Below are 23,977 nucleotides of genomic sequence, written 5' to 3'. Positions count from 1 at the left end.
ACCCACCTCTCGCTCAATCCCTAGTAACTTGGTAGGGAATTGGCCGTTGGGTCGGGCATGACCTCCGCAGACCGACGCCCCCGCCACGTCCGCACCCGCCTGGGCGCCGCCCTCGTGGTGCTCACCGGATCACTGGCCTCGACGCTGGCCTCGGCCGTGGTGGCCGGCCAGCCCGGCGCGGTCGCGGCCGGGGCGACACGTCCCGACCTGCTCCCCGACTGCGTGTACGGCGCCTCGGCTCCCGGCCTCAGCGGTCTCGAGCCACGGGTCCAGCGCGACGCCTGGGCGTACGCCGACCGGCTGGCCGGCACCTCGTCGGCGGAGCGTCTCGCGGCCGCCCGCACCTTCGCCGCGGCCGAGGCCGGCTACGTCTACGGCCTGCCGCTGGTCGACCTGCACGACACGGTCCGCCAGTTCCGCTTCCGCAACACACTGGTCAGTGTCGCGTCGCTGAGCACCCCGGAGACCCGCAGCGTGGTCTCCCCCAACGTCGACACCGCCTACACGGTGGGCTGGCTGAGCCTGACCCAGGGGCCGCTGGTCATCGACGTGCCCGACACGGACGGTCGCTTCTACACGTTCCAGTTCATGGACGCCTGGACGAACTCGTTCACCTACGTCGGGTCGGGCGCCACCGGCACGAAGGCCGGCTCCTACCTCTTCGTGCCGCCCGGGTGGTCCGGCGACGTGCCGGAGGGCGTGCACCTGGTGCACAGCCCGACCAACACGATGTGGCTGCTCGGCCGGACGCTGGTCGACGACACCGCCGACATGGAGCGCGTCAAGCCGCTGCTCGAGAAGTACACCGCCACCCCGCTGGAGGCCTGGCGGCAGGGCGCTCGCGGCAAGTCCGTCGTCTTCGACAACCCGCCCCCGCGGCCCCCGAAGCCCGCGACCCCGCAGGGCACCGACTTCGTCGCCGCGCTCAACCAGGAGACGACGATCGACCCGCCGCCGTCCTCGCAGCGTTGCGTCCTCGAGGCGCTGGGCCCGGCCGGGGTCGAGCAGCCCGACACCACGCCGGGAGCGGTGCTGGCCGCCGACTCGGCCAACGCGGTGGGCAACCCGCCCGGCTCGGACGAGGACACCCCGCAGAACCGCGCGATCGGTGCGGGCACCAGGGCCGCCGTACGACTCATCGCGGGCGCCGCGGACCGCTACCGCGCCACCACCTCGGCGGGCAACCGCGGGTGGAGCGTGATGACCGACCCGTGGATCGGCGACTTCGGCCGGCAGTACCTCGGGCGCGCCGTCATCGCCACCGACCTGCTCGGCGCCAACGTGCCGCGGATCGCGACCTACCCCACGAGCTACTCCGACGGTCGCGGGCGCGCGCTCACCGGAGAGCACCGCTACACGATCACGTTCCCGCAGGGCCACCTGCCGCCGGTCCGCGCGTTCTGGTCGCTGACGATGTACCGCCAGGACAACTTCCTCTACGACAACGAGATCGACCGCTACTCCGTCGGCGACCGCGACCGGGGACTGCGGCGCAACGCGGACGGCTCGCTGACGATCTTCGTGCAGCACGCGGAGCCGCGCGGGGCGAAGGCCCGGGCCAACTGGTTGCCCGCGCCGGCCGGGGCGTTCCACCTGATCCTGCGGCTCTACCTGCCCGAGAAGGCGGCGCTGGACGGCACCTACCGGATCCCGCCGTTCGTACGGGCGGACTGAGGACGACCGCAACACGCCGACACAACATCTAGTCCCGGAGATTTCCGTCGACCCCACATATGGTGGCGCACGCAGCTGGTTCGGCGCTCCCTCCAGGATCGTCGAGGCAACAGGGAACCCGGTGAGAGACCGGGACTGCCCCGCAGCGGTGAGTGGGAACGAACGACGTCACCCAGCACTGGGTCGCCATCACGGGACCTGGGAAGCGACGTCCAGTAGGGGTCGAGTCCGAGCGATCGGTCGCGGCGAGCCCATGAGTCCGAAGACCTGCCAGCGCACTGCACCCGCCGGGTGCGGTGGTCCGATGCCGCGTGGGACGGCTGACGGCTCCACGGTGCGCTCGTCGGACGACGCGCCGGCGTCGTCGTCACCCCCTCGCACATCTGGCCGGTCCCGGACCGAGCTCGCGAGGAGAGAGAATGACGGTCACCGAAACAGCACCACCAGTCCCCGCCCACGAAGCACGCCGTACGACGATGCAGGTGCGCAAGCGCAACGGGGACAGTGAGTCCGTCGACGTCAACAAGATCGTGCGCGCCGTCGAGCGCGTGGCCGACGACCTGGCCGACGTGGACCCGATGCGGGTCGCCACCAAGACCATCTCGGGCCTCTACGACGGCGCCACCACCGCCGAGCTGGATCGCCTGTCGATCCAGACGGCCGCCGAGATGATCAGCGAGGAGCCGCAGTACTCCCGGCTGGCCGGGCGGCTGCTGGCCGGCTACATCGAGAAGGAGGTCCGCAACCAGGGCATCGCCTCCTTCAGCCAGTCGGTCGGGCTCGGGCACGCCGAGGGACTGATCGGCGACGAGACCGCACGGTTCGTCAAGGACAACGCCCGCAAGCTCGACTTCGCGATCGACGAGGACGCCGACCGCCGCTTCGAGTACTTCGGGCTGCGCACGGTCTACGACCGCTACCTGTTGCGGCACCCCCGGACGCGCCAGGTGGTCGAGACGCCGCAGTACTTCCTGCTGCGCGTGGCCTGCGGCCTGTCGGAGTCGCCGGCCGAGGCGATCGGCTTCTACCGGCTGATGTCGAGCCTGGCCTACCTGCCGAGCAGCCCGACCCTCTTCAACTCCGGCACCCGGCACACCCAGATGTCGTCGTGCTACCTCGTGGACTCGCCCCGCGACGACCTCGACTCGATCTACTCGCGCTACGGCCAGGTCGCCAAGCTGTCGAAGTTCGCCGGCGGGATCGGCATCGGCTTCTCCCGGGTCCGCGGCCGCGGAGCACTGATCCGCGGCACCAACGGGCAGTCCAACGGCATCGTGCCGTTCCTGCGGACGCTCGACGCGTCGGTGGCCGCGGTCAACCAGGGCGGCCGTCGCAAGGGCGCCGCGTGCGTCTACCTCGAGCCGTGGCACCCCGACGTCGAGGAGTTCCTGGAGCTGCGCGACAACACGGGCGAGGACGCGCGACGCACGCACAACCTCAACCTCGCGAACTGGATCCCCGACGAGTTCATGCGGCGCGTCGAGGCCGACGAGGACTGGTCGCTCGTCGACCCCGACCAGGTGCCCGAGCTCGTGGACCTGTGGGGCGACGCCTTCGACGCGGCGTACCGGCGTGCCGAGGCGGAGGGCAACGTCGTGCGCACCCTGAAGGCGCGCGACCTCTACGCCAAGATGATGCGCACGCTGGCGCAGACCGGCAACGGCTGGATGACGTTCAAGGACGCCGCCAACCGCACGTGCAACCAGACCTCGGACGACCAGGCCCCCGGCAAGCCCGTCGTGCACCTGTCCAACCTGTGCACCGAGATCATCGAGGTGTCCTCGGACTCCGAGACGGCGGTCTGCAACCTGGGCTCGATCAACCTGGGCCAACACCTGCTCCCGACGGGCGTCGACTGGGACAAGCTCCGCGCCACGGTGCGTACGGCGGTGCCGCTGCTCGACCGCGTCATCGACGTGAACTACTACCCCAGCGCCGAGGCGGCGGCCTCCAACCCGCAGTGGCGGCCGATCGGGCTCGGTCTGATGGGGCTGCAGGACGTCTTCTTCGCCCTGCGGCTGCCCTTCGACTCGGCGGAGGCGCTGGAGCTGTCGACGCGGATCCAGGAGGAGGTCTACCTGACCGCGCTGGAGGTCTCCTCGGAGCTGGCCGAGCGCCAGGGTCCGCACCCGACCTTCGACCGGACCCGCGCCGCGCAGGGGAGGCTGCAGCCGGACTTCTGGGACGCGACGCCGACCCAGACCGAGCGGTGGGACGTCGTGCGGGCGCGGATCGCGAAGCACGGCCTGCGCAACTCCCTGCTGATCGCGATCGCACCGACCGCCACGATCGCCTCGATCGCCGGGTGCTACGAGTGCATCGAGCCCCAGGTGTCCAACCTGTTCAAGCGCGAGACGCTCTCGGGAGAGTTCCTCCAGGTCAACTCCGCCCTCGTGCACGAGCTCAAGGCCCACGGCTTGTGGACCCCCGAGAACCGCGAGGCGATCAAGCGCGCCGAGGGCTCGGTGCAGGGCATCGCGTCCCTGCCCGAGGACGTCCGGGTGCTGTTCCGCACGGCGTGGGAGCTCCCCCAGCGCGCGCTGATCGACATGGCGGCCGCGCGGTCGGCGTACATCGACCAGAGCCAGTCGCTCAACCTCTTCCTGGCGTCGCCGACGATCGGGAAGCTCTCCTCGATGTACAACCACGCCTGGAAGTCCGGGCTGAAGACGACGTACTACCTGCGGTCGCGACCGGCCACCCGGATCCAGCAGGCGACCGTGTCCGTCACCGAACCCGTCCGGGACGAGGCGGCGGTCGCCTGCTCCCTGGAGAACCCCGAGAGCTGCGAGGCCTGCCAGTGACCACCGACCAGAACACCCAGCCCAGCACCGCGACCGACTCGCGACCGACCCGGATGCTGCTCGACCCGGGGATGAACCTCACCCTCCGGCCGATGCGCTATCCCCACTTCTACGAGCGCTACCGCGACGGCATCAAGAACAACTGGACCGTCGAGGAGGTCGACCTGCACACCGACCTCAAGGACCTGGCGAAGCTGTCCGCGGCCGAGCGGCACCTGGTCTCGCGCCTCGTGGCGTTCTTCGCGACCGGCGACACGATCGTGGCGAACAACCTGGTGCTCAACCTCTACCAGCACATCAACTCGCCCGAGGCGCGGCTCTACCTGAGCCGGCAGCTCTTCGAGGAGGCGGTGCACGTGCAGTTCTACCTGACGCTGCTCGACACCTACGTGCCCGACGAGGCCGAGCGGCACGAGGCCTTCGCCGCCGTCGACAACATCCCCTCGATCCGGAACAAGGCCGACTTCTGCTTCACGTGGATCGACAAGGTCTTCGAGCTCGACGCCCTGACCACCAGGGAGCACCGTCGCGCGTTCCTGCTGAACGTGATCTGCTTCGCGGCCTGCATCGAGGGGTTGTTCTTCTACGGCGCCTTCGCCTACGTCTACTTCCTGCGCTCGCGGGGCCTGCTCAACGGGCTCGCGTCCGGCACCAACTGGGTCTTCCGCGACGAGTCGATGCACATGGCGTTCGCCTTCGACGTGGTCGACACCGTGCGTCAGGAGGAGCCGGACCTGTTCGACGAGCAGCTGGCCGCGGACGTCCGGCAGATGCTGGTCGAGGCGGTCGACGCCGAGGCGCAGTTCGCCGAGGACCTCCTCGGGCAGGGCGTGGCGGGGCTGTCGGTGGCGGACATGCGGGAGTACCTCCAGTTCGTCGCCGACCGGCGGATGGAGCGGCTCGGCCTCCCGCAGATCTACGGCTCGCGCAACCCGCTGGCCTTCATGGAGCTGCAGGACGTCCAGGAGCTCTCGAACTTCTTCGAGCGCCGGGTCTCGGCCTACCAGATGGGCGTGACCGGGCAGGTCGCCTTCGACGACGACTTCTAGCGCGGCGCGGGTCGGGGTGGGGAGGTCAGGCCTGGACGACCTCCCCGCCCTTGACCAGTACGTCGATCTTCGCCAGCGGCGACGGCGCCGGGCCGCCGGTGTTGTCGCCGGTGGCCAAGTCGTAGGTCGACCCGTGGCAGGGGCACTTGAGGATGTCGCCCTGCGGGGCGACCGTGCAGCCCATGTGGGTGCAGATCGCGGAGAAGGCCACGATGTCGCCGGCCTTCGGCTGGGCGACGATGACCGGCTTGCCGTCGGCGGTCTGGGCCGAGACCGCACCGCCGACCGGCACGTCGCTGACCTTGGCCAGGCCGGTGCTCCCTCCGCCGGACGGCGTGGGGGTGTCCGTCGCGGTGCCGGATCCACCGCCGCCGCAGCCGGCCACCACCGTGACGCCCAGGGCCGTGCCGGCGCCGGCGACCAGGAGGGTGCGGCGCGAGGGACCGCTGGTGGGTTCGGTGCTGTCCTGGGGGCTCATCGCCCACCTCCTGGGGTCGTGTCGGGTCGGGGGGACGTGTCGGGGCGGGTCACAGGACCAGCCTCAGGACCGGGGCACCGGACCTGGTGCGCATCTCGACCGACACGATCTGGTCCGGCGTCGCGGCCGTGGCCCCGGTCAGGTGCATGGTCCGGCCGGGCAGGGCCCGCCACGTGGCGACCTGCTCGACGTGGCCGTCGCGCGTGCGGACCACGAGCACGTAGCTCCCCGGCCGGGTCTCCGGGTCCGGGAGCGACTCGTAGGTGCACTCCAGGTCGAGGCGGGTGCCCCACGCGACCCCGGTCAGCCCGACCGAGGCGTGCACCGGCTCGTAGCCGATCGGCGTCATGGTCCGGGCCACGGCCGCCGAGGGACCTCCGGTCGGCCCGGCCTCGGGGGCACCCCGGTCCCCCACCGCACCACCCACGACGAGCACGACGGCCACCAGGGCCGCGGCGGCCGCGCCGAGCAGGGCGACGATCGCCGTACGCCGGCGCTGGGCGCTGCGCGCGGCCGCGACCAGCGCGGGCAGCAGGGTCTCGGGCAGCGGGGGCGGCGGGCGCTCGAGGACGTCGGAGTCGACGAGGGAGAGCAGTGCGGGGAGGCCGGCGAGCTCATTGACGGCGGCGGTGCACGCAGCGCAGCCGGCGAGGTGTGCCTCGAACTCCCGGGCCTCGGCGGGGTCGAGGGCGCCGAGGACGTAGGAACCGTCCAGGCCGGTGAATCCACAGCTCATGTCTCCACCCCCATCTCCTCCAGTGCGAGCCTCAGTGCCTTGAGCGCGTAGTGCGTGCGTGACTTGACCGTGCCGGGTGGCACGCCGAGCCGATGTGCGGCCTCGGCCACCGGCAGGCCGCGGAAGTAGCACTCGAGGATCACCGCCCGGTGCTCCGGCGAGAGCCGGTCCAGCGCGTCGGCGACCATCCACGAGACCAGCAGCCGGTCAGTGTCGTCGACCGGGTCCCCCGGCTCGGGGGGCTCGGCGACGACGGTCTCGGTCCGGGTCCGGCGAGTGCGCCACTCGTCGATGACGATGTTGCGCGCCACCGTGAACAGCCACGCCCGGACCGAGCCCTGCTTGGCGTCGAGCGCCCCGAAGCTGCGCCACGCCCGGAGCAGGGTCTCCTGGGCGACGTCCTCGGCGCGGGTCCGGTCACCGGTCAGGCGCACGCAGTAGCCCCACAGCGCGGCTGCGTGCTCGTCGTGCAGCTGCTGCATCAGCTCGACCTGGTTCGCGGCCAACCGACCTCCTGCCGTCATCACCATTGTCGCGGGTCAGTGGTGGAGCGGCCCCCGGATCGCCCCGGCGGGGTACGTCGCGTTGTGCACGTTGAAGTAGTAGCGGCGCGGGTGGTCCAGCAGCCGGGTGATCAGCGCCTTCGACGCGTGGGCGCAGTGCTTGCCGCCGGTGACCGAGCCGGTGAGGTCCACGACGATGCTGCCGTCCTTGACCTTGTGGATGTGCGCGGCGTCGGGGGTGCCGATGTTGCTCCACTCGACGTTCGCGCAGACCCTCGTGGTGGCCTGGATCAGCCGGAAGTGCGCCTCCCCCGAGCCGTCGGGGTCGCCGCCCGGGCCGAGCTGGGCCTCCAGGGTCTTCACGGTCACGAGCCGGGCCGGGGCGGGGTCAGCGGCCGAGCTCGTGACCGCAGCACCGGACCCGGCGAGCAGGAGCGCCGTCGTGAAGGCGACGGCCAGGGACGGGGTGGTCAGTGATTTCGTGGTCATGGTGGAACCTCCTCACCTGTCCTACGGGGCAGGGCGAGGATCGGTTCAACCACCCGCTGATGGCCGAGACGGGGTCTGGTGGAGTCGGGGCCGGCGGTGTTCACTGCTGGGCATGGACAGCATGGCCACCCCCGAGGCCACGACCCCCGAGGAGACTGCCGTCGCGCAGGTCTCCGCGCGCCTGCGGACGCGCTTCCCCGACACGACACCCGAGACGATCGACCGGGTCGTCCGCGGTGCCCTGCACGAGTTCGACGGCCACCGGATCCGCGACTTCGTCCCGATCCTGGTCGAGCGCCACGCGATCGACCTGCTGCGCGGGTCGCCGACGAGCCTGACCGGCTGAGTCCGACGCCGGGCTGCTGCTAGGGCAGCAGCTTGTAGAGGTCGACCGCCGTCTCCTCGGGCGGGCTGGCGAACCCGCCCTCGATGCCGGCCTGCATCCTCGGCATCAGGATGCTGTCGCGGAACCGCTCCCAGCTCTCCTGGGTCTCGTGGACCGCCACGATCGTCCAGCCGCCCGGCGCCGGGCCGGCGGCGTGGAAGATCTGTCCGTCCGGGAGGGTGTCGGGACCCGGGTGGACGGCGGCGATCGACGCGTCGTACTGCTCCTGGGTGCCCCCAGGGAAGTGGTGGACGATGGCGTAGGGCATGGCTGCCTCCTCCCTGCGGACGCTAGGCCCGCCGGGAGGTCCGGCCATCCCTCATGCTGGTGAAGTCACGGCGGGGGTCGCTACAGGACGTGGTGGCCGTACATCTCGCCGAGCGGGTCGGCGATCAGCTCGATCCGCGCGCCGTCGGGGTCGCGGAAGTAGACCGAGACCCCGCTGTGCACCTCGTGCTCCACCCCGGCTGCGTCGAGCCGGGAGACGAGCTGTGCCCAGCGCTCGGGGTCCACCGAGATGGCCAGGTGGTGGAGGCCGCCCAGCACCTCGGCGTACGGACCGACGTCGAGGCCCGGGAAGTCGAAGAAGGCCAGGAGGTTCTGGTTGCCGATGTCGAAGAAGAAGTGCGAGGAGCCGGGGTAGTCGCGGTTCTCGATCAGCTCGGTCAGCGGGAAGCCGAGCACGTCCTGGTAGAAGCGGATCGTCGTCTCGACGTCGCTGCTGACGAGGGCGGTGTGGTGCAGGCCGCGGGCCGTCGAGGCGGGGCGGTCGTCCACGGGGACGAGGTGGGCGGCACGCAGCTCGGCGCGGCGCCGGGCCAGGGCGTCCTGGTCGGGTGTGGCCTCGCTCATGGGTCGCTCCTCCGTGTCGGCTCCCTGTCAGCTGAGTGGTGGGGAGAGCGTGCCACGCCGGTGGCCACCCTGCATCACCCGGGTTCGTGGGCGACGCCGTCGACCCGCTGGGCGGCGGGCACGCCGGTCGCGACGGCCTCGAAGTAGCGCAGCATCTCGACGGGGAAGGGCAGCACCAGCGTGGAGTTCTTCTCGGCCGCCACCTCCACCATGGTCTGGAGCAGCCGCAGCTGGAGCGCGGCGGGTGTGGACTCCATCGCCGCGGCGGCCTCGGAGAGCCGCTGCGAGGCCTGGAACTCGCCGTCGGCGGTGATGATCCGGGCCCGGCGCTCCCGCTCGGCCTCGGCCTGGCGGGACATCGACCGCTTCATCGTCTCGGGCAGGGCGACGTCCTTGATCTCCACCCGGTCGATCTCGATCCCCCAGGAGGCAGCGGGGTTGTCGAGCATCACCTCGAGGCCCTGGTTGAGCCGCTCCCGGTTGGACAGCAGGTCGTCGAGCTCGCTCTTGCCGATGATGGAGCGCAGCGAGGTCTGCGCGACCTGCGAGATGGCGAAGACGTAGTCCTGGACCTGGATCACCGCCCGCATCGGGTCGACCACCCGGAAGTAGACGACGGCGTCGACGCGCACCGTCACGTTGTCGCGGGTGATGCCGTCCTGGGCGGGGACCGGCATGGTCACGACCTGCATGTTGACCCGCTTCATCCGGTCCACGACCGGCACCAGGAACGTGAGGCCAGGGCGGCGTACGTCGTCCTGGGCGCGGCCCAGCCGGAACACCACACCGCGCTCGATCTGCTGGACGACGCGCACGCTGGTCGCCCAGCCCACACCCGCCAGCACCCCCAGCGAACCGAGCGTCAACAGCAGCGCATCCATGGCGACCTCCGCGGGCTCCATGGGCCCGGAGCCTCACTCCGAGCGTACGCCGGTCACCGTGGCGCGCCCTCGCCTGCGAGCGCCGTCAGCTCCTCCCGGCTCCAGCCGGCAGCGATCCCCGGGGCGGGCTCCAGATAGGCGGCGATCCGCGCCGCGTCCCAGCCGTGGGCCTCGCGCAGACCCGCCGCGATGCTGCGCAGGTAGGCCACGCTCGGCGCCGCGGGATCCAGTCCCCCGGCGTCGTGGTGGGTCACGGTGAACATCGGCGCCCCGGCCCGCTCCCCCAGCCGGGTGATCGTCTCGTAGCGCCCCGGCCCCATCGTGTGCACGGACTCGACGTCCGCGAGGATCCCCGACAGGTCGCGCGCGAAGTCGCCGCCCGGGGGCCGCCGCATCTCCTGCGCCGCGACGTCCGCGAGCTGTTCGGCGGTGACCAGGTAGGCCCGGCAGGCGACCCGGCCCGGTGCGTGCGGGTCGTAGAAGGCCATCGCGCCGCCCCACACGCCGGACTCCCCCGCGAACACGAGCCCGCCGGGCACCTCCAGGGCTGCCACCTCGGCGGGATCGGCGGGGTCCCGGCAGCCGGCGTAGACCCGGGAGCCACCGTGCGGCCGGCCGCCCGCGAGGTAGCAGCGGAACCGGGCGAACCCGAGGTTGGACCCGTAGGCGACGTACCAGACCCGGAGCACCTCGGACCTCACCCGGGGAGCGCCGGCTCCCGGAGGGACAGGCGCGCCTCCTCCAGCAGGATCCGCTGTGCGTCGCGGTAGCGGCGGTCCGCCTCGGCCGCGGTGTCGCCGACGGCGGTGAGGCCGATCCGGCCGTGCTCGGTCAGGCAGCTGATCATGTGGAAGACGATCCCGACCTGGCGCGAGGGGTCGAAGTGCAGCCCGTGGCGGGCGACGATGTCGAACAGGTCGGCCGGCACGAGGCCGCACAGCTGCTCGGACTCGAGGTGGTCGGTGGCGACGAGGTGCTTCTCGTGGCCGCGCGGGGTGAGGAACAGCGCGGTCCCCGGGTCGTAGCGCCCGTCGGTGAGGAACTGCAGCGTCAGGAACGGGTGGGTGGTGCCGCCCTTGCGCAGGTTCAGCTCGATCGCGTACGCCGTCCACTCGCCGGTCACGCTGCGCACGACCACGAAGTCGACCGCGAACCGGCCGAGCGCACCGCTCCGGGCGAGGCGGTGCCCGATCGTCTCGGCGTGCCGCGTGATCGTCCGGGCATACTCCGGCGCCGCCGGGAAGACGCAGCCCAGGTAGCTCTGTCCGCTGGCGCCGCCGAGCAGCTGGTCGTGCGTCGAGAGCAGCTCGACATCACCGCCGGGCAGCACCCGCAGCTGCACGCTGGGACTGCGCAGCTCGGCCCCGACGATCCGCTCCTCCACGATCCCGGCGCCCTCGGCCAGCTTGGCCAGGTAGACGTCGAGCGGCGTGTCCGGCGACTCCAGCTCCATCGCGTGCAGCCGCTGCACCACCTCCGCGCGCTCCTCCGCAGACCCGGGCGGGGGCAGGCCACCCAGGCGGACGACCGCGTTGCCCGCGCCCGAGACCCCCTCGTTGAGCTTGACGATCACGCTGTCCATCGCGGGCCGCTCGGCGCGCAGGGTGACGACGGCGTCGGCCAGGTCGTCGAGGGTGCGCAGGTCCTCCACGCCCAGCGGATGGGGTACGCCGATCTCCGCGAACATCCGCCGGCAGCCGCTCTTGCTGCCCAGCGGGGCCAGGCGGGGGTCGGCGCCGTACATCGGGATGCCGAGCGAGAGCGCCACGTCGCGCTCGAGCTCGGTGGTGTTGTAGGGCAGCAGGTGCGACCGGGCCGGGTTGGGCACCAGGGCCGCAATCCGCGCGAGCAGCCGGGGCCTCTGGAGCAGCTTCTCGCTCAGCGACCGCGGCGACGCGTCGTTGACGCTCACCAGCGTCAACCGGGCCCGGGCGTGGCTGGGGATCACCCCGGGCAGCAGCGCGAGGTAGTACTCGATGATCTCGGGGGCGATCGGCATCGAGGTCACGTAGACCATCCGGAGCCGCGGCTGGCGCAGCAGCACGAGCAGGAACAGGAAGCGCTCCTCGTAGGCCTGCGTCAGGCTGCCGCTCGCGGCGACCGCCCGGTCCAGCGTGATCGAGGGGACCACGACCACCGACTCGTCGTCGTGGTTGAGACGCATCGCCTCCCAGACCCCGGCCATCCTGGCCTGCAGCTCGTCGAAGCGGCGGTAGCGCTCCTCCTCGGACAGGTCGGAGAGCACAGCCGGAGCGGCGACCGGCGCGGTCCACAGGTCGCCGGTCACGACACGGTCCGTGAGTTGTCGACGCCCCGGACACTGAACGTGGTGACCCGCCGGCTGAAGCCGCGCAGCTCGCGGGCGCCGGCGTCCTCCCCGACCACGAGCGGCCCGGCCGCGGAGAAGACGCGCTCGGAGACCAGGACCTGCCAGGGCTCGGCGGCGTCACACAGCCGCGAGGCCAGGTTGGTGACGCTGCCGATCGCGGCGTAGTCGAGCCGGCCGTCGAAGCCGATCTTGCCGAGCGTCGCGTAGCCCTGCGCGATGCCGATCCCCAGGGCGAGGTCGTGCCCCTGCCGCGCCCACGCCTCGGCCAGGCCCCGCACCCGGGTCCGCATCGCCAGCGCCATCCGGATGGCGCGCAGCGGGCCGTCGTCGCAACGCACCGGGTCGTTGAAGAAGACCATCAACCCGTCGCCGGCGAACCGCTCGAGGGTGCCCTCGAACCGGAAGATCAGGTCGCCGAGGGCCTCGTGGTAGTCCTTCAGGACACCCATCACCTCCTCCGGCTCGCTCGCCTCGGCGAAGGTCGTGAAGCCGCGCAGGTCGCAGAAGACCACGACGATCTCGCGCCGGTGGCTCTCGAGGAACGACTCGTCGCCGGAGTCCACGATCAGCTCGGCCAGCTGCGGGGAGAGGAAGCGCCGCAGCCGGCCCATCCGCTCGAGCTCCGCGACCTGGGTCTCCACCCGGGACTCCAGCTCGCGGTTCCACGCGGCCAGCTCCGCGGCCTGGCGCCTGATCGTGTCCTGGTAGCGCTTGATCCGCGCCAGCGAGGCGACCCGGGCCAGCAGCTCGCTCTGGTTGACCGGCTTGCCCAGGAAGTCGTCGGCGCCCGCCTCGAGCGCCCGCACCTTCTGCTCGTCGCCGCTGGCCGTGACCATCACGACCGGCAGGTAGGCCGTGTCCGCCTGCTCGCGGATCCTCCGGCACACCTCGTAGCCGTCCAGGCCCGGCATCACGATGTCCAGCAGCACCAGGTCGACGTCGGAGGTGGCGATGACCTCGAGCGCCTCCTCGCCGGACACCGCCGTCAACACCGTGTAGCCCCGCGGCACGAGGATCGCCTCGAGCAGCCGGATGTTGGCCGGCTGGTCGTCGACCACCAGCACCCGGGCCCCGCCCTCGCCGGTCACGGCGCCCGCCCCAGCCGGAGGTAGTCGCTGACCTGCTGGGGCAGGGACCGCACGCTGATCGGCTTCTCGACGTAGCCGTTGAAGCCCGACTCGAAGGCCCGGTCACGGTCGTCGTTCATCGCGAACGCCGTCACCGCCACGACCGGGACGTCCTGGTTGTCCGCGCCGGCGCGGATCCTCCGCAGCGCCTCGGTGCCGTCGATGCCCGGGAGCTGGAGGTCCATCAGCACCAGGTCGGGCGTGGCCTCCACCGCCAGGCGCACGCCGTCCTCGCCGGTCGTCGCCTCGATGACCTCGTAGCCGAAGTGCTCCAGGACGTCGCGGACCAGCTTGAGGTTCTTCGGGTTGTCCTCGACGACGAGGATCCGCGGCGCACTCACGACGGCTCCCCCACCGGCGCGCCCACCGAGGCCAGGGCGGACAGCAGGTCGTCGCGGCGCACCGGCTTGACGAGGTACGCCGCGGCGCCCATCGCGACGCCCCTCGACCGCTCGTCGACGATCGAGACCACGATGACGGGGATGTCCCGGGTCTCCGGCTCGGACTTGAGGGCCTCGAGCACCGACCAGCCGTCGATGCCGGGCAGCCGGATGTCCAGCAGCACCGCGGCAGGGTGCACCCGCCGGACCGCCTCGAGGCCGGACTGCCCGTCGCGGGCCGCCGTGACCTGGAGGTCCGCGCCGGAGAGGTAGGCCGTGAGCAGGTCCAGGGAGGGCCGGTCGTCCTCGATGACCACGACGTCCCCCGCGAGCCCGGCCGGATCACGTCCCCCCACGGCCCCGACGGCCCCGCCGGTGCGATCGGGGAGCGAGAAGCCGAAGGTGCTCCCGACGCCGACCTCGGTGACCAGCCACATCCGGCCGCCCAGCAGCTCCACGAGGCGCCGCGAGAGCGTCAGGCCCAGCCCGGTGCCCTCCTCCCGCGAGCTGCCGCGCCCACCCTGCTGGAAGGACTCGAAGATCCGCTCACGGTCCTCCTCGGGGACCCCGATGCCGGTGTCGGTCACGGAGATGTCGACCTCGGCGGGGCCGCGCACCGCGCGCACGGTCACCGAGCCCCCGTCGCCGGTGAACTTCACGGCGTTGGTCATCAGGTTGAGCACGACCTGCTTGAGCCGCAGCCCGTCGGTGAAGAGCGGGTCGACGTCGTCGGCGACGTCGACGGTGAGCGTGATCGCGTGTCCGGCGGCCCGCTCGCGCAACATGGCCGCGGCGTCCTCCAGCAGCGGCCGCAGCTCGAGGGCCGAGTACTCCAGCTCCATCCGCCCGGCCTCGACCTTGGACAGGTCGAGGATCTCGTTGAGCAGCTCGAGGAGGTGCCGGCCCGAGCCGTGGATGTCGCGGAGGTACTCCTCCTGACGCTCGTTGATGTCGCCGAACATCCGCTCGAGGAGCACCTCGGAGAAGCCGAGGACGGCGTTGAGCGGCGTCCGCAGCTCGTGGGACATGCTCGCGAGGAACTCCGACTTGTGACGGCTCGCCAGCTCCAGCTCGGCGCTCTGCTGCTTCAGCTCGCGGTAGAGCTGGGCGTTGACGAGAGCCAGGCTGGACTGGTCGGCAAAGGTCTCCAGCAGGTCGAGGACCTCCTCGGTGAAGTCGCCGGGGCGCTTGCGTCGCACGATCAGCGAGCCCACGACCTGCCCCTCGCGCAGCATCGGGACCGCGACGAGCGACCGCCAGCCGTCGTCGAAGAGGATCTGCAGGTGCGGGTCGAGGTCGACCCGGGCCAGGTCGGTCACCGCCAGCGGTCGCCGCTCGCGGGCGGCGCGACCGACGAGCGTCTCGTCGAGGCCGATGCGGATGGAGCGGAGCCGCTCGACCACGGCCGGCTCGGTCCGGTAGACGCTGCGCACCACGAAGCAGCGGTCCCGGTCGGCGTACTCCATGATCGAGCCGCCGTCGGTGCCGGAGAGCTCGACCGCGTGCATGGCGATCGTGGCGAGCACGTTCTCGACGTCCAGGCTCGAGTTGACGGCCTCGCCCACCTGGCGCAGCGCCTCGAGCTCCTCCACCTTGCGCGCCAGCTCGGCGCTCCGTGCCTCGAGCTGCTGCACCAGCTGCACGCCGTTGACCGCCAGCGCGGCCTGCGCCGCGAACGCGGAGACGATGGCCATCTCCCGCTCGTCGAAGGGGTTCACGACGTCGCGCCACACGGTGAGCGCCCCCACCACCCGCTCGTCGAGCAGCATCGGCGCACCCATGGTGGTGCGGAAGCCGGCCACGCGCTGGAGGTCGTGGGCGCCGTAGTCGGGGTCGGCCAGCACGTCGGCGATCTGCTGGGTGGTGCGGTCCAGCCCCACCCGCCCGATCAGGGTCTCCCGGTCCACCGCCATCGGGTGCTCGGCGATGTAGGCGATCGACTCCTCGCTGAGCCCGACGGCCTTGATCAGCCGGTAGACCCCGTCCTCCAGCACGTAGAGGTGGGCCGCCTGTGCCGAGCACAACCGGCGGGCGCTCTCGACGAGGGTGGTCAGGACGGCGTCGGGGTCGCCGGCCCAGCGCCCCATGGCCGAGAGGACCTCGTTGGCCGCCTCGAACTGGTCCAGGAGGGCGGCGTGGTCTTGCAGGAGGCGCTCGTGGTCCGCGGCGCTGACGGCACCCGGGGCCGTGGCTGGCTCGACCATCGCTTCCTCCCCACCGTCGACCTCGGTCACCGGTGACGCCGTGTCGACGACCCTTCGAGTTTCCTCAGGTTCGCCGGAGGGGGCAATCGCCCAGGTGGCTCAAATGCGCGTCGGCGGGCGTCGGTCCGAGGCACCCCAATTGAGGCGATGGAGAGGCCCCACTCCGGTGCTCTGATGTGCGCATGCGCAGATTCCTCCTGGCCTCGGCCATCGCCGTCGCCGCGATCGGGATGCCGGCCGCCGCCACCACCGTGGCCCAGGCCCAGCCCACGTCGTCGACGAACCCCTGGAACGTCACCGTGGTCCGGTTCGCCCCGGGCACCACGCGTGACCAGATGTACGCCGCCGTGAAGGCGAGCGGCGGCGTCGTCACGACCGACCTCAGCAAGATCGGCGCGCTCGCGGTGGTCTCCACCAACGGGGCGTTCCGCTCGGACGTGAAGGGCAACTCGAAGGTCAAGAGCGTCTGGCTCGACAAGTGGATCAGCGTCGGTGAGCCCGACTCGTCGGGTGCGGCGGCCACCACGGGGAGCCCCCAGCTGGGCAGCCCCGGCACCGACCCGGTCCCCGACCCGTGGCACAACCTGTCGTCGTTCGCGGGCGAGACCAACCCCGAGGGCATCCTCCAGTGGGACGACAACCGGATGAACGTGCCGGCCGCCTGGGCCACCACCCTGGGCGACCGCACGGTGCGGGTGGCGGTGGTCGACAGCGGCCTGGACGGCTCGCACAAGGAGCTTGCCGCCAACTACGACGGCCAGGACTCGGCCAACACGATCCCCTGCAACGTGCTGACGCGACAGTTCGGACCCGGCCTCGGTGAGAAGGACTGCTCGAGCGGGGACACCGAGGGCCACGGCACGTGGGTCGGCAGCCGGATCGCCGGCGCCGTCAACGGCTTCGCCTCCAACGGCGTCGCGCCGAACGTGACGGTGATGGGCTTCAAGACGCTGTCGACGACGCTCGGTGGTGGGCTGACCACCTGGATCGTCGACGGCATGATCCGCGCCTGCGACGCCGACGCCGACGTGATCAACATGTCGATCGGCGGCTACGACGACCCGGTCCTCGACACCGGCGACTACCAGCTCTGGGTGGACGCCACGAACTACTGCCGTGCCAACGGCACGGCGATCTTCGCCTCCGCCGGCAACGAGCACGTCCGGGTCAACCGGGTCACCTGGAACGGCCTGGCCGGGGTCGGCCGGGTCGACAGCGGACCCGAGGGGATCGCGGACATCATCCCCGGGACCTCGGTCGCCGAGAACGACTACCGCGGCCTCCTCGAGGTGCCGGCCGGCGTGCCCGGGGTCGTCATGGTCTCGGCCACGAACAACGCGATCGCCCCGCAACCGGCCTCGGTCGACCCGGCGATCAAGTGGCCGGCCTCGGCGGTCGGCGCACGCGACCAGCTGACCTACTACTCCAGCTACGGGTCGCGCGTGGACATCGCCGCCCCGGGCGGCGCGCGGAAGTTCAACATCCCGCGCTACGACGGTGGCGCCGGTGACATCCTCTACGGCGGGTGGGGCACCCTCGGCGCGCTGACCGCCAACGGGGAGATCTGCCAGGATCCGTCGCTCGCGAGCTTCCTGACCTTCGCCTGCTTCAAGGTCAACGGCTCGGCGTTCGGGTGGCTGCAGGGCACCTCGATGTCCTCGCCCAACGCGACGGGCGTCGCCGCGCTGACCCTGGCGGCCCACCCCGAGCTCCAGGGCAACCCGAACGGGCTGCTCGCCAAGCTCCGGGCCACCGCCCGGACCGACATGGTGAACCTGACGGGCCCGAACGACCCGGCGAACAAGACCGACTCGACGACCGCCGGGCCGTGCCCGACGGGCTGGTGCCACCTCGACTTCCGGCACCCGATCCGCTTCGCCGACGCCTACGGCGCGGGCATGGTCAACGCCGGAGCCGCCGTACGGTGACATCGTGCAGACCACCCGGTTGTCGCTCCACGCCGTCGCCGAGCTGCTGCTCGCCGGACCGCAGCACGTCGTGAGCGGGACGATCAGGTTGCGCGTCACCCCCGGAGGGTTCGGCACGGTCGCCGAGCCCTCCGTGCGGGTGGAGGGCACGTCCCTGGTCGTCGGCGGCTGGGCGGTCCCCCTCGACGGGCGCACCATCGCCGAGGTCGGGGCCGGGGCCGGGGTGGTCCCGCACTCCCTGGACGACGTCTACTCCGGAGGCTGGGGCCTGACGGCGGAGCACCCGCTCCGGCTCGACCCGGCGGCGGCCGCCGAGATCGCGGAGGGGTTCAGGGCCGGGGCGGAGGCCATGACCGCGTTCGCCCCGGACCTCGACCGGGTGCTCTGGCCCGAGCACTTCGACCTGGGCATCACCCGCGACGAGGTGAACTACGGCGTCTCCCCCGGCGACGACTTCCTCGGCGTCCCCTACGCCTACGTCGGTCCGTGGAGGCCGGACCAGCACACCGGGCCGTTCTGGAACGCCCCTTTCGGGGCGGCCCACCCCCTGTCGGAGATCCCGGACCTGGCGGCGTTCTTCGCCGAAGGAGCGGCGCTGGCCGCGCAGGGGTAGACCTGCACAGAACCTTCACGAGTCGTCCCCCACTCACCCCCTCCTCGACTCCTACGCTCGCTGCATGCCAGTCACCGGGACCGCCGTCGCCGCGCCGCGCATCCTCGTGGTGGAGGACGAGCCGGTCATCAACCAGGCCGTCACCGACCGGCTCCGTTCGTCGGGCTACGAGGTCGTCCAGGCCTTCGACGGCCCCGGCGCCGTGCGGCTCTGCGCGGAGACGGCGCCGGACCTGGTGCTGTTGGACGTGATGCTCCCCGGCTTCGACGGCCACGAGGTCTGCCGCCGGATCCAGGCCGACCGGCCGGTCCCGGTGCTGATGCTCACCGCCCGCGACGACGAGGCGGACATCTTGGTCGGCCTGGGCGTGGGCGCCGACGACTACCTCACCAAGCCCTTCCGGATGCGTGAGCTCGTGGCCCGGGTCGCGGCCCTGCTCCGCCGTGTCGAGCGGGCCGCCGAGCTCGCCACCCGCTCGGCCGGTTCCCTGGACCGGCTCGGCGACCTGCGGGTCGACGCGGCCGCCCGCCGCGTCTGGGTCACCGGGGACGAGGTGCACCTGACCCCGACCGAGTTCGACCTGCTGCTCTGCCTGGCCGCCAGCCCGGGCACCGTGCTGACGCGCGAGCACCTGTACGCCGAGGTCTGGGGCTGGCAGGGCGCGACGGGGACCCGCACGGTGGACAGCCACGTGAAGGCGCTGCGCGGCAAGATCGGCGCCGACCGGGTGCGCACCGTGCACGGCGTCGGCTACGCCCTCGAGACCCCGTCCGCGGACAGCCGATGAGCACGCCCGTGCTCGACCGCGTCAGCTCGGTCAAGGTCAAGCTCGGCGTCCTCGTCGCGGTCAGCGTCACGGTCGCGTCGGTGGTCGGCGCGATCGGCTCCGGCGGCGGCGTACCCATCTGGTTGGCCGTCCCGGTCACCGTGGCGCTGGCCCTGGGCGTGACCCAGCTGCTGGCCGTCGGCATGACCTCACCGCTGCGCGAGATGACCGCGGCCGCCGGCCGGATGGCCCGCGGCGACCACGACGTACGCGTCACCGCCACCTCGAGTGACGAGGTCGGCGAGCTGGCCCGCGCCTTCAACCGGATGGCCGCCGACCTCGCACAGGTCGACCGCCAGCGGCGCGAGCTGGTGGCCAACGTCAGCCACGAGCTCCGGACCCCGCTCGCGGCGCTCTGTGCGGTGCTGGAGAACCTCGTCGACGGGGTCGCCGAGCCGGACCCCGTCGCGCTCCGCACCGCGCTCGACCAGGCCGAGCGGCTCTCGGCCCTCGCCTCGGACCTGCTCGACCTGGCCCGCGTGGACGCGGGGCAGACCGACCTCTCCCCCACCGACGTCTCTGTCGGAGACCTCCTGGACCGGGCCGTGGCCGAGGCCCGGGCGACCGGCCGCGAGGTGACCTACGACGTGCGCGTCACCCCGCCCGCGCTCAGCGTCCCGGCCGACCCGGCGCGGCTCCACCAGCTCGTCGCCAACCTCCTGGACAACGCCTCGCGGCACAGCTCCACGGGCGGCGTCGTCCGGGTCACCGCGGCAGGGACGGACGGTGGCTGGCGGCTCGAGGTCCACGACGACGGGCCCGGGATCGCGGCCGCCGACCGGGACCGGGTGTTCGAGCGGTTCGGCACGCTCTCCGACGCCGAGGGTGGCGGCGGCACCGGCCTCGGGCTGGCCATCGCCCGCTGGGTCACCGACCTGCACGGCGGCACCATCCACGTCGTCGACCCCGAGCCGGGCCGCACCGGCGCCCGCGTGCGCGCCGAGCTGCCCGCCGTCCTGACCCCCACCACCACCCGGACAACCGAGACCGAGGAGCCGGCCATGTCGATCCCCGCCCCGACACCGCCCGCCGTCCGGGTCCCCGAGCCGACGTTGGACGCGCTCTTCGGCCGCTTCTGGCCCGACGCCGGCGTCCCCGGCAGCCGGCGCACGCTGCTCGCGAGCGCGGGCGTCGGCCTGCTCGCCAGCGTGGTCCTGCCCTTCCGCAGCTTCGGGCTGGGCACCTTCCTGGTCCTGCTGGCCGCCGGGGCTGTCCTGCTCGCCTCGAGCGTGCACCGCCGCTCGCCGTTCACGCTGACCTGCGCCGGGCTCTGCCTGCTCCTGGCCGGCACCGTGGTCGTCCGGGACGCCCAGTGGATCGTGGCGCTCTGCCTGTTCGCCGGCGGTGCCGTGTGCATGGCCGGGCTGGTCGACGGCCGGACCTTGCGGGGCTTCGTGCTCGCCGGCATCGCCTGGCCGCTCGCCGGGCTGCGCGGCCTGCCCTGGCTCGGCCGGTCACTGCGCGGCACCGGTGGTCCCGGGCGGTCCACGGCGGCCGTCCGGACGGTCGCGCTGTCGGTCCTCGCCGTGCTCGTCTTCGGACTGCTCTTCGCCTCCGCGGACGCGCTCTTCGCCTCGTGGGTCGACGTGCTCGTCCCCAACTTCCACCACGACACGCTCGTCTTCCGGGCGTTCCTGGCGGTGGCCGTCGGCGGCATGGTGCTCGCCGCGGCGTACCTCGCCGTCAACCCGCCCTCGGTCGACACGAGCAGCGGCCCGGCGCGACCGGTCGCCCAGCGCTACGAGTGGCTCGCGCCGGTGCTGCTGGTCGACGCGGTCTTCCTCCTCTTCCTCGCCGCGCAGGCGACGGTCATCTTCGGCGGCCACGGCTACCTCGAGCGCACGACCGGCCTGACCTACGCCGAGTACGTCCACCAGGGCTTCGGCCAGCTCACCGTCGCCACCGCACTGACCCTGCTGGTGGTCGGCGCCGCCGCCCGCAAGGCACCTCGTGCGACCCCGTCCGACGTGGCCTGGCTGCGTGGCTCGCTCGGCCTGCTGTGCGTGCTGACGCTCGTCGTCGTGGCCTCGGCGGTGCACCGGATGCACCTCTACCAGGAGGCCTACGGCTTCACCCGGCTGCGCCTGCTCGTCGACGTGTTCGAGGGCTGGCTGGGCCTGCTCGTGGTCGGGCTGCTCGCCGCCGGGATCACCCTGAGGGCCGCCTGGCTGCCGCGTGCCGCGCTGCTCAGCGGCGCCGGCCTGCTGCTGGCCCTGGCCGCCGTCAACCCGGACGCGTGGATCGCGCAGCACAACATCGACCGGTACGCCGCGACCGGCAAGGTCGACTGGTCCTACCTCGAGGGCCTGTCCGCGGACGCCGTGCCGGTGCTCGCGACGCTGCCGCGCGACGCCGTGCCGTGCGCCCTCGCCGGCCACGGGACCGGCTCCGACGACGACTGGCTGGCGTGGAACCTGGGCCGGCACCGCGCGGACCCGATCCTCCGGGCCCACCTGGAGGACAACCGCTACTTCCCCACCTGCGAGAACGTGGACTGATCCGGCCGCTCGGTGTGGGCGTGCGACGGCTCGACCCGCAGGAGGCGGGCGACGCCGTCGGGGAGGTACCAGTTCCACCGGCCGAAGAGGGACACCAGCGACGGCACCAGGAGGGACCGGACGACGGTCGCGTCGAGCAGGATGCCGAAGCCGAGGCCGGTCGCCATCACCTTCAGGTCGGTGCCCGGGCCCGACGCGAGGGCCGCGAACGCCAGGAACAGGATCAGCGCGGCGCTCGTGACGAGCCGGCCGGTGCGCCCGATGCCCTCGATGACGGCGGAGTCGGTGGGGTGCCCCGCGTCGTACTCCTCCCGGATCCGGGCCAGGATGAAGACCTCGTAGTCCATCGACAGCCCGAAGAGGAACGCGAAGACCATCAGCGGCACCCAGAACGTCACCGCGCCGGTCTCGGAGATGCCGAAGAGCGCGTCGGAGCCGTGGCCGTCCTGCCAGAACAGCACCATCGCGCCGTAGACGGCGGTGAGCGAGACCAGGTTGAGGATCACCGCCTTGAGCGGCAGCAGCAGCGATCGGAACGCCCGAACGAGCAGCACGTAGGTCAGCAGCGCGATCAGCGAGAGCATCAGCGGGAAGTTGCCGTAGACCGCGTGCAGGAAGTCGACCTGGGCGGTGCCGAGGCCGGCCACCCCGAGCACGCCCGGCATGCCGTCGGCGGCGTCCTTGACGCGCCGCACCACCTCGACGCTGCGCGAGTTGACGGTCTCGCCGTCGGGGATCAGCACCACCACGGTCCGGCCGTCGGCGGTGCTCGTCGCGCCGGTCGACACCAGCGCGGCGTCGATGCCCTGGATCTTGCCGAGCTCCGCCGCGACCGACGACGCCTGGTCGCTCTCGGTCAGCACCTCGATGGGCGTGAGCGCCCCGGTCGTGATGCCGCCGTCCTCGAGGGTGTGGAGCGCGGTCACCGCCGGGCCGCTCTGGGCCAGGGAGTCGGAGGAGGCGGCGCCGATCTTGATGCCGAGGAACGCCACGAACAGCAGGCCGAGCGCCAGCAGGGCCACGAGGAGGGCGGCCACGCGACGGCGTACGACGAGGCGGGCCCACTTCGTCCAGCCCTTGCTCGCCTTGTTCTCGTGGCGGATCTTGGGCCAGTCCACGCGCGGCCCGATGCCACCGAGGATCGCGGGGGTCAGCGAGAGCGTCACCATCACGCTGGCGAAGGGGATCAGCGCGCCGCCCATGCCGATGCTGCGCATGAAGGGCACCGGCAGCACGATCAGCGCCAGGAGACCGATCGCCACGGTCAGGCCGCTGAAGAGCACGGCCTGCCCGGCGGTCTCCATCGCCGCGACGACCGCCTCGTGGTTGTTCTTGCCGTGGTCGCGTTCCTCCCGCCACCGGGTGACCAGGATCAGCGAGTAGTCGATCGCGACGCCCAGCCCGACCAGCGCGACCAGGAACTGCACGATGAACGACACGTCGGTCAGGTAGGTCAGGGGCAGCAGCATCAGGAACGTCGCCAGGATCGACACCGCCGCGACCGCCAGGGGCAGCAGCGCCAGCATCGAGGCGAAGACGAACGCCAGCACGAGGAGCGCACCCAGTCCGCCGAGGAGGGTCTCGGTCAGCACCCCGGGACCGCCGGAGTCGTCGCCGATCGCGAGCGCGTCGATGCCGGTGACCCCCACCACGGCCCCGGACGGCACGGCCCCCTCGACCGCCGTACGGATCGGCTCCGTGGGCGGCTTGGCGTCGAACGTCTGCGGGAAGGGGTAGAAGACCATGGCGTACGCCGTGCGGTCGTCGTCGGTCCGGAACGCCGTGTCCCCGGTGTTGGCCTCGTCGACGACCCGCGTGTCCGGCACGCCCTGCTCGATGGCCGCGAACGCCTGCGCGACCGCGTCCTCGTTGCCGGTGATCGTCTGGCCCTCGGGCATCGTGACCGTCGCCAGCATCGGCGTGGTGTTGCCGCCGTTGTGCACGGCCTGCACGATCAGGCTCGTCGCCTCGGTGCCCGGCTGCCCCGGCAGCGAGAAGTCGACGGTCAGGCGGTCACTCGTCCGGCTCGCCGACGCGCCGCCGGCCACCAGGACGAGCAGCCAGAACACCCCGACCCACCTGCGGTGCCGCAGCACGAACTCGGCCCAGCGACGCATCGAACGGCTCCTGTCGTGCGGGGACGCATCAGCACGACGCTAGTGACCCCGGCCGCCTCCCGCGTCCTCGATCGCAATGATCTTGGGGGCGGTCCAGACCTGGG

General features: G+C 72.1%; 21 protein-coding genes and 1 riboswitch. Of the genes, 8 read left to right on the top strand and 13 right to left on the bottom strand.

Going from position 1 to position 23,977, the window contains the following annotated elements; translation table 11 throughout:
• Positions 1–57 precede the first annotated feature (57 nt).
• The 3 genes from FB382_RS04205 to FB382_RS04195 all read left to right on the top strand — a co-directional run bounded on the left by FB382_RS04205 (position 58) and on the right by FB382_RS04195 (position 5,527).
• On the top strand, positions 58–1,674 hold the full coding sequence (locus tag FB382_RS04205) for a DUF1254 domain-containing protein (RefSeq protein WP_182537066.1): 1,617 nt from the start codon (positions 58–60) through the stop codon (positions 1,672–1,674).
• A gap of 59 nt (positions 1,675–1,733) precedes the next feature.
• A riboswitch (cobalamin riboswitch) is annotated at positions 1,734–1,963 on the top strand.
• Positions 1,964–2,093: 130 nt separating this feature from the next.
• Positions 2,094–4,478 (top strand): ribonucleoside-diphosphate reductase subunit alpha, encoded by a 2,385-nt coding sequence (locus FB382_RS04200; protein WP_182537064.1) that lies wholly within the window; start codon positions 2,094–2,096, stop codon positions 4,476–4,478.
• Positions 4,475–5,527, top strand: coding sequence for a ribonucleotide-diphosphate reductase subunit beta (locus FB382_RS04195; protein ID WP_220481256.1), 1,053 nt, complete (start codon positions 4,475–4,477; stop codon positions 5,525–5,527). Before FB382_RS04200 ends, FB382_RS04195 begins: the two co-directional genes overlap by 4 nt.
• 25 nt (positions 5,528–5,552) lie before the next feature.
• On the opposite strand, the gene FB382_RS04190 is transcribed toward FB382_RS04195, so the two are convergent.
• Genes FB382_RS04190 through FB382_RS04175 form a run of 4 tightly spaced genes read right to left on the bottom strand, consistent with a single transcriptional unit; the run spans position 5,553 to position 7,733 of the window.
• Entirely contained in the window at positions 5,553–6,005 is a 453-nt protein-coding gene (locus FB382_RS04190; protein ID WP_182537062.1) for a Rieske (2Fe-2S) protein, read from the bottom strand.
• 49 nt (positions 6,006–6,054) lie between these two features.
• The gene (locus FB382_RS04185) at positions 6,055–6,741 is read right to left on the bottom strand and encodes an anti-sigma factor family protein (protein WP_182537060.1); all 687 of its coding nucleotides are present in this window, start codon (positions 6,739–6,741) and stop codon (positions 6,055–6,057) included.
• Entirely contained in the window at positions 6,738–7,247 is a 510-nt protein-coding gene (locus tag FB382_RS04180; RefSeq protein WP_281379826.1) for a sigma-70 family RNA polymerase sigma factor, read from the bottom strand. Before FB382_RS04180 ends, FB382_RS04185 begins: the two co-directional genes overlap by 4 nt.
• A 33-nt stretch (positions 7,248–7,280) precedes the next feature.
• Positions 7,281–7,733, bottom strand: coding sequence for a CHRD domain-containing protein (locus FB382_RS04175; RefSeq protein ID WP_182537056.1), 453 nt, complete (start codon positions 7,731–7,733; stop codon positions 7,281–7,283).
• Positions 7,734–7,845: 112 nt separating this feature from the next.
• On the opposite strand from FB382_RS04175, the gene FB382_RS04170 reads away from it, so the two are divergent.
• Positions 7,846–8,079, top strand: a complete 234-nt coding sequence (locus FB382_RS04170; protein WP_182537054.1) for a three-helix bundle dimerization domain-containing protein — start codon at positions 7,846–7,848, stop codon at positions 8,077–8,079.
• A gap of 19 nt (positions 8,080–8,098) precedes the next feature.
• On the opposite strand, the gene FB382_RS04165 is transcribed toward FB382_RS04170, so the two are convergent.
• The 8 genes from FB382_RS04165 to FB382_RS04130 all read right to left on the bottom strand — a co-directional run bounded on the left by FB382_RS04165 (position 8,099) and on the right by FB382_RS04130 (position 15,891).
• Positions 8,099–8,386, bottom strand: a complete 288-nt coding sequence (locus FB382_RS04165; protein ID WP_182537053.1) for a hypothetical protein — start codon at positions 8,384–8,386, stop codon at positions 8,099–8,101.
• An 80-nt stretch (positions 8,387–8,466) separates the two neighbouring features.
• Complete coding sequence (locus FB382_RS04160) at positions 8,467–8,970, bottom strand: VOC family protein (protein ID WP_182537051.1); 504 nt, start codon at positions 8,968–8,970, stop codon at positions 8,467–8,469.
• Between the two features lie 74 nt (positions 8,971–9,044).
• A complete protein-coding gene (locus FB382_RS04155; protein ID WP_246377086.1) occupies positions 9,045–9,872 on the bottom strand; it encodes a slipin family protein in 828 nt (275 codons plus the stop codon).
• A 32-nt stretch (positions 9,873–9,904) separates the two neighbouring features.
• Positions 9,905–10,552 (bottom strand): histone deacetylase, encoded by a 648-nt coding sequence (locus FB382_RS04150; RefSeq protein WP_182537049.1) that lies wholly within the window; start codon positions 10,550–10,552, stop codon positions 9,905–9,907.
• Positions 10,549–12,138, bottom strand: coding sequence for a peptide ligase PGM1-related protein (locus FB382_RS22765; protein ID WP_220481255.1), 1,590 nt, complete (start codon positions 12,136–12,138; stop codon positions 10,549–10,551). The genes FB382_RS04150 and FB382_RS22765 overlap by 4 nt, the downstream gene beginning before the upstream one ends.
• On the bottom strand, positions 12,135–13,268 hold the full coding sequence (locus tag FB382_RS04140) for a response regulator (protein WP_182537047.1): 1,134 nt from the start codon (positions 13,266–13,268) through the stop codon (positions 12,135–12,137). Before FB382_RS04140 ends, FB382_RS22765 begins: the two co-directional genes overlap by 4 nt.
• Positions 13,265–13,648: a response regulator gene (locus FB382_RS04135; RefSeq protein WP_182537045.1), complete on the bottom strand. Its 384-nt coding sequence runs from the start codon at positions 13,646–13,648 to the stop codon at positions 13,265–13,267. Before FB382_RS04135 ends, FB382_RS04140 begins: the two co-directional genes overlap by 4 nt.
• Complete coding sequence (locus FB382_RS04130; RefSeq protein ID WP_182537043.1) at positions 13,645–15,891, bottom strand: GAF domain-containing protein; 2,247 nt, start codon at positions 15,889–15,891, stop codon at positions 13,645–13,647. The genes FB382_RS04135 and FB382_RS04130 overlap by 4 nt, the downstream gene beginning before the upstream one ends.
• 182 nt (positions 15,892–16,073) lie before the next feature.
• Between FB382_RS04130 and FB382_RS04125 the strand changes: the two genes are divergently transcribed.
• The 4 genes from FB382_RS04125 (at position 16,074) to FB382_RS22480 (ending at position 21,756) form a co-directional block, all read left to right on the top strand.
• The gene (locus FB382_RS04125; RefSeq protein WP_182537041.1) at positions 16,074–17,819 is read left to right on the top strand and encodes a S8 family serine peptidase; all 1,746 of its coding nucleotides are present in this window, start codon (positions 16,074–16,076) and stop codon (positions 17,817–17,819) included.
• 4 nt (positions 17,820–17,823) lie between these two features.
• Positions 17,824–18,432, top strand: a complete 609-nt coding sequence (locus FB382_RS04120) for a hypothetical protein (protein WP_182537039.1) — start codon at positions 17,824–17,826, stop codon at positions 18,430–18,432.
• Between the two features lie 64 nt (positions 18,433–18,496).
• Positions 18,497–19,219 carry a response regulator transcription factor gene (locus tag FB382_RS04115; protein ID WP_182537037.1) on the top strand — a complete coding sequence of 241 codons (723 nt, stop codon included), beginning with the start codon at positions 18,497–18,499 and terminating at the stop codon, positions 19,217–19,219.
• The gene (locus FB382_RS22480) at positions 19,216–21,756 is read left to right on the top strand and encodes a DUF4153 domain-containing protein (protein ID WP_182537035.1); all 2,541 of its coding nucleotides are present in this window, start codon (positions 19,216–19,218) and stop codon (positions 21,754–21,756) included. Before FB382_RS04115 ends, FB382_RS22480 begins: the two co-directional genes overlap by 4 nt.
• On the opposite strand, the gene FB382_RS04105 is transcribed toward FB382_RS22480, so the two are convergent.
• Positions 21,726–23,873, bottom strand: a complete 2,148-nt coding sequence (locus tag FB382_RS04105) for an MMPL family transporter (RefSeq protein WP_182537033.1) — start codon at positions 23,871–23,873, stop codon at positions 21,726–21,728. The two genes, FB382_RS22480 and FB382_RS04105, sit on opposite strands and share 31 nt — an antisense overlap.
• Positions 23,874–23,977 lie beyond the last annotated feature (104 nt).

Origin of the sequence: Nocardioides ginsengisegetis (assembly GCF_014138045.1) — a bacterium.
Lineage (GTDB): Bacteria > Actinomycetota > Actinomycetes > Propionibacteriales > Nocardioidaceae > Nocardioides > Nocardioides ginsengisegetis.
This window is presented reverse-complemented; position numbering and strand designations above follow the sequence as displayed.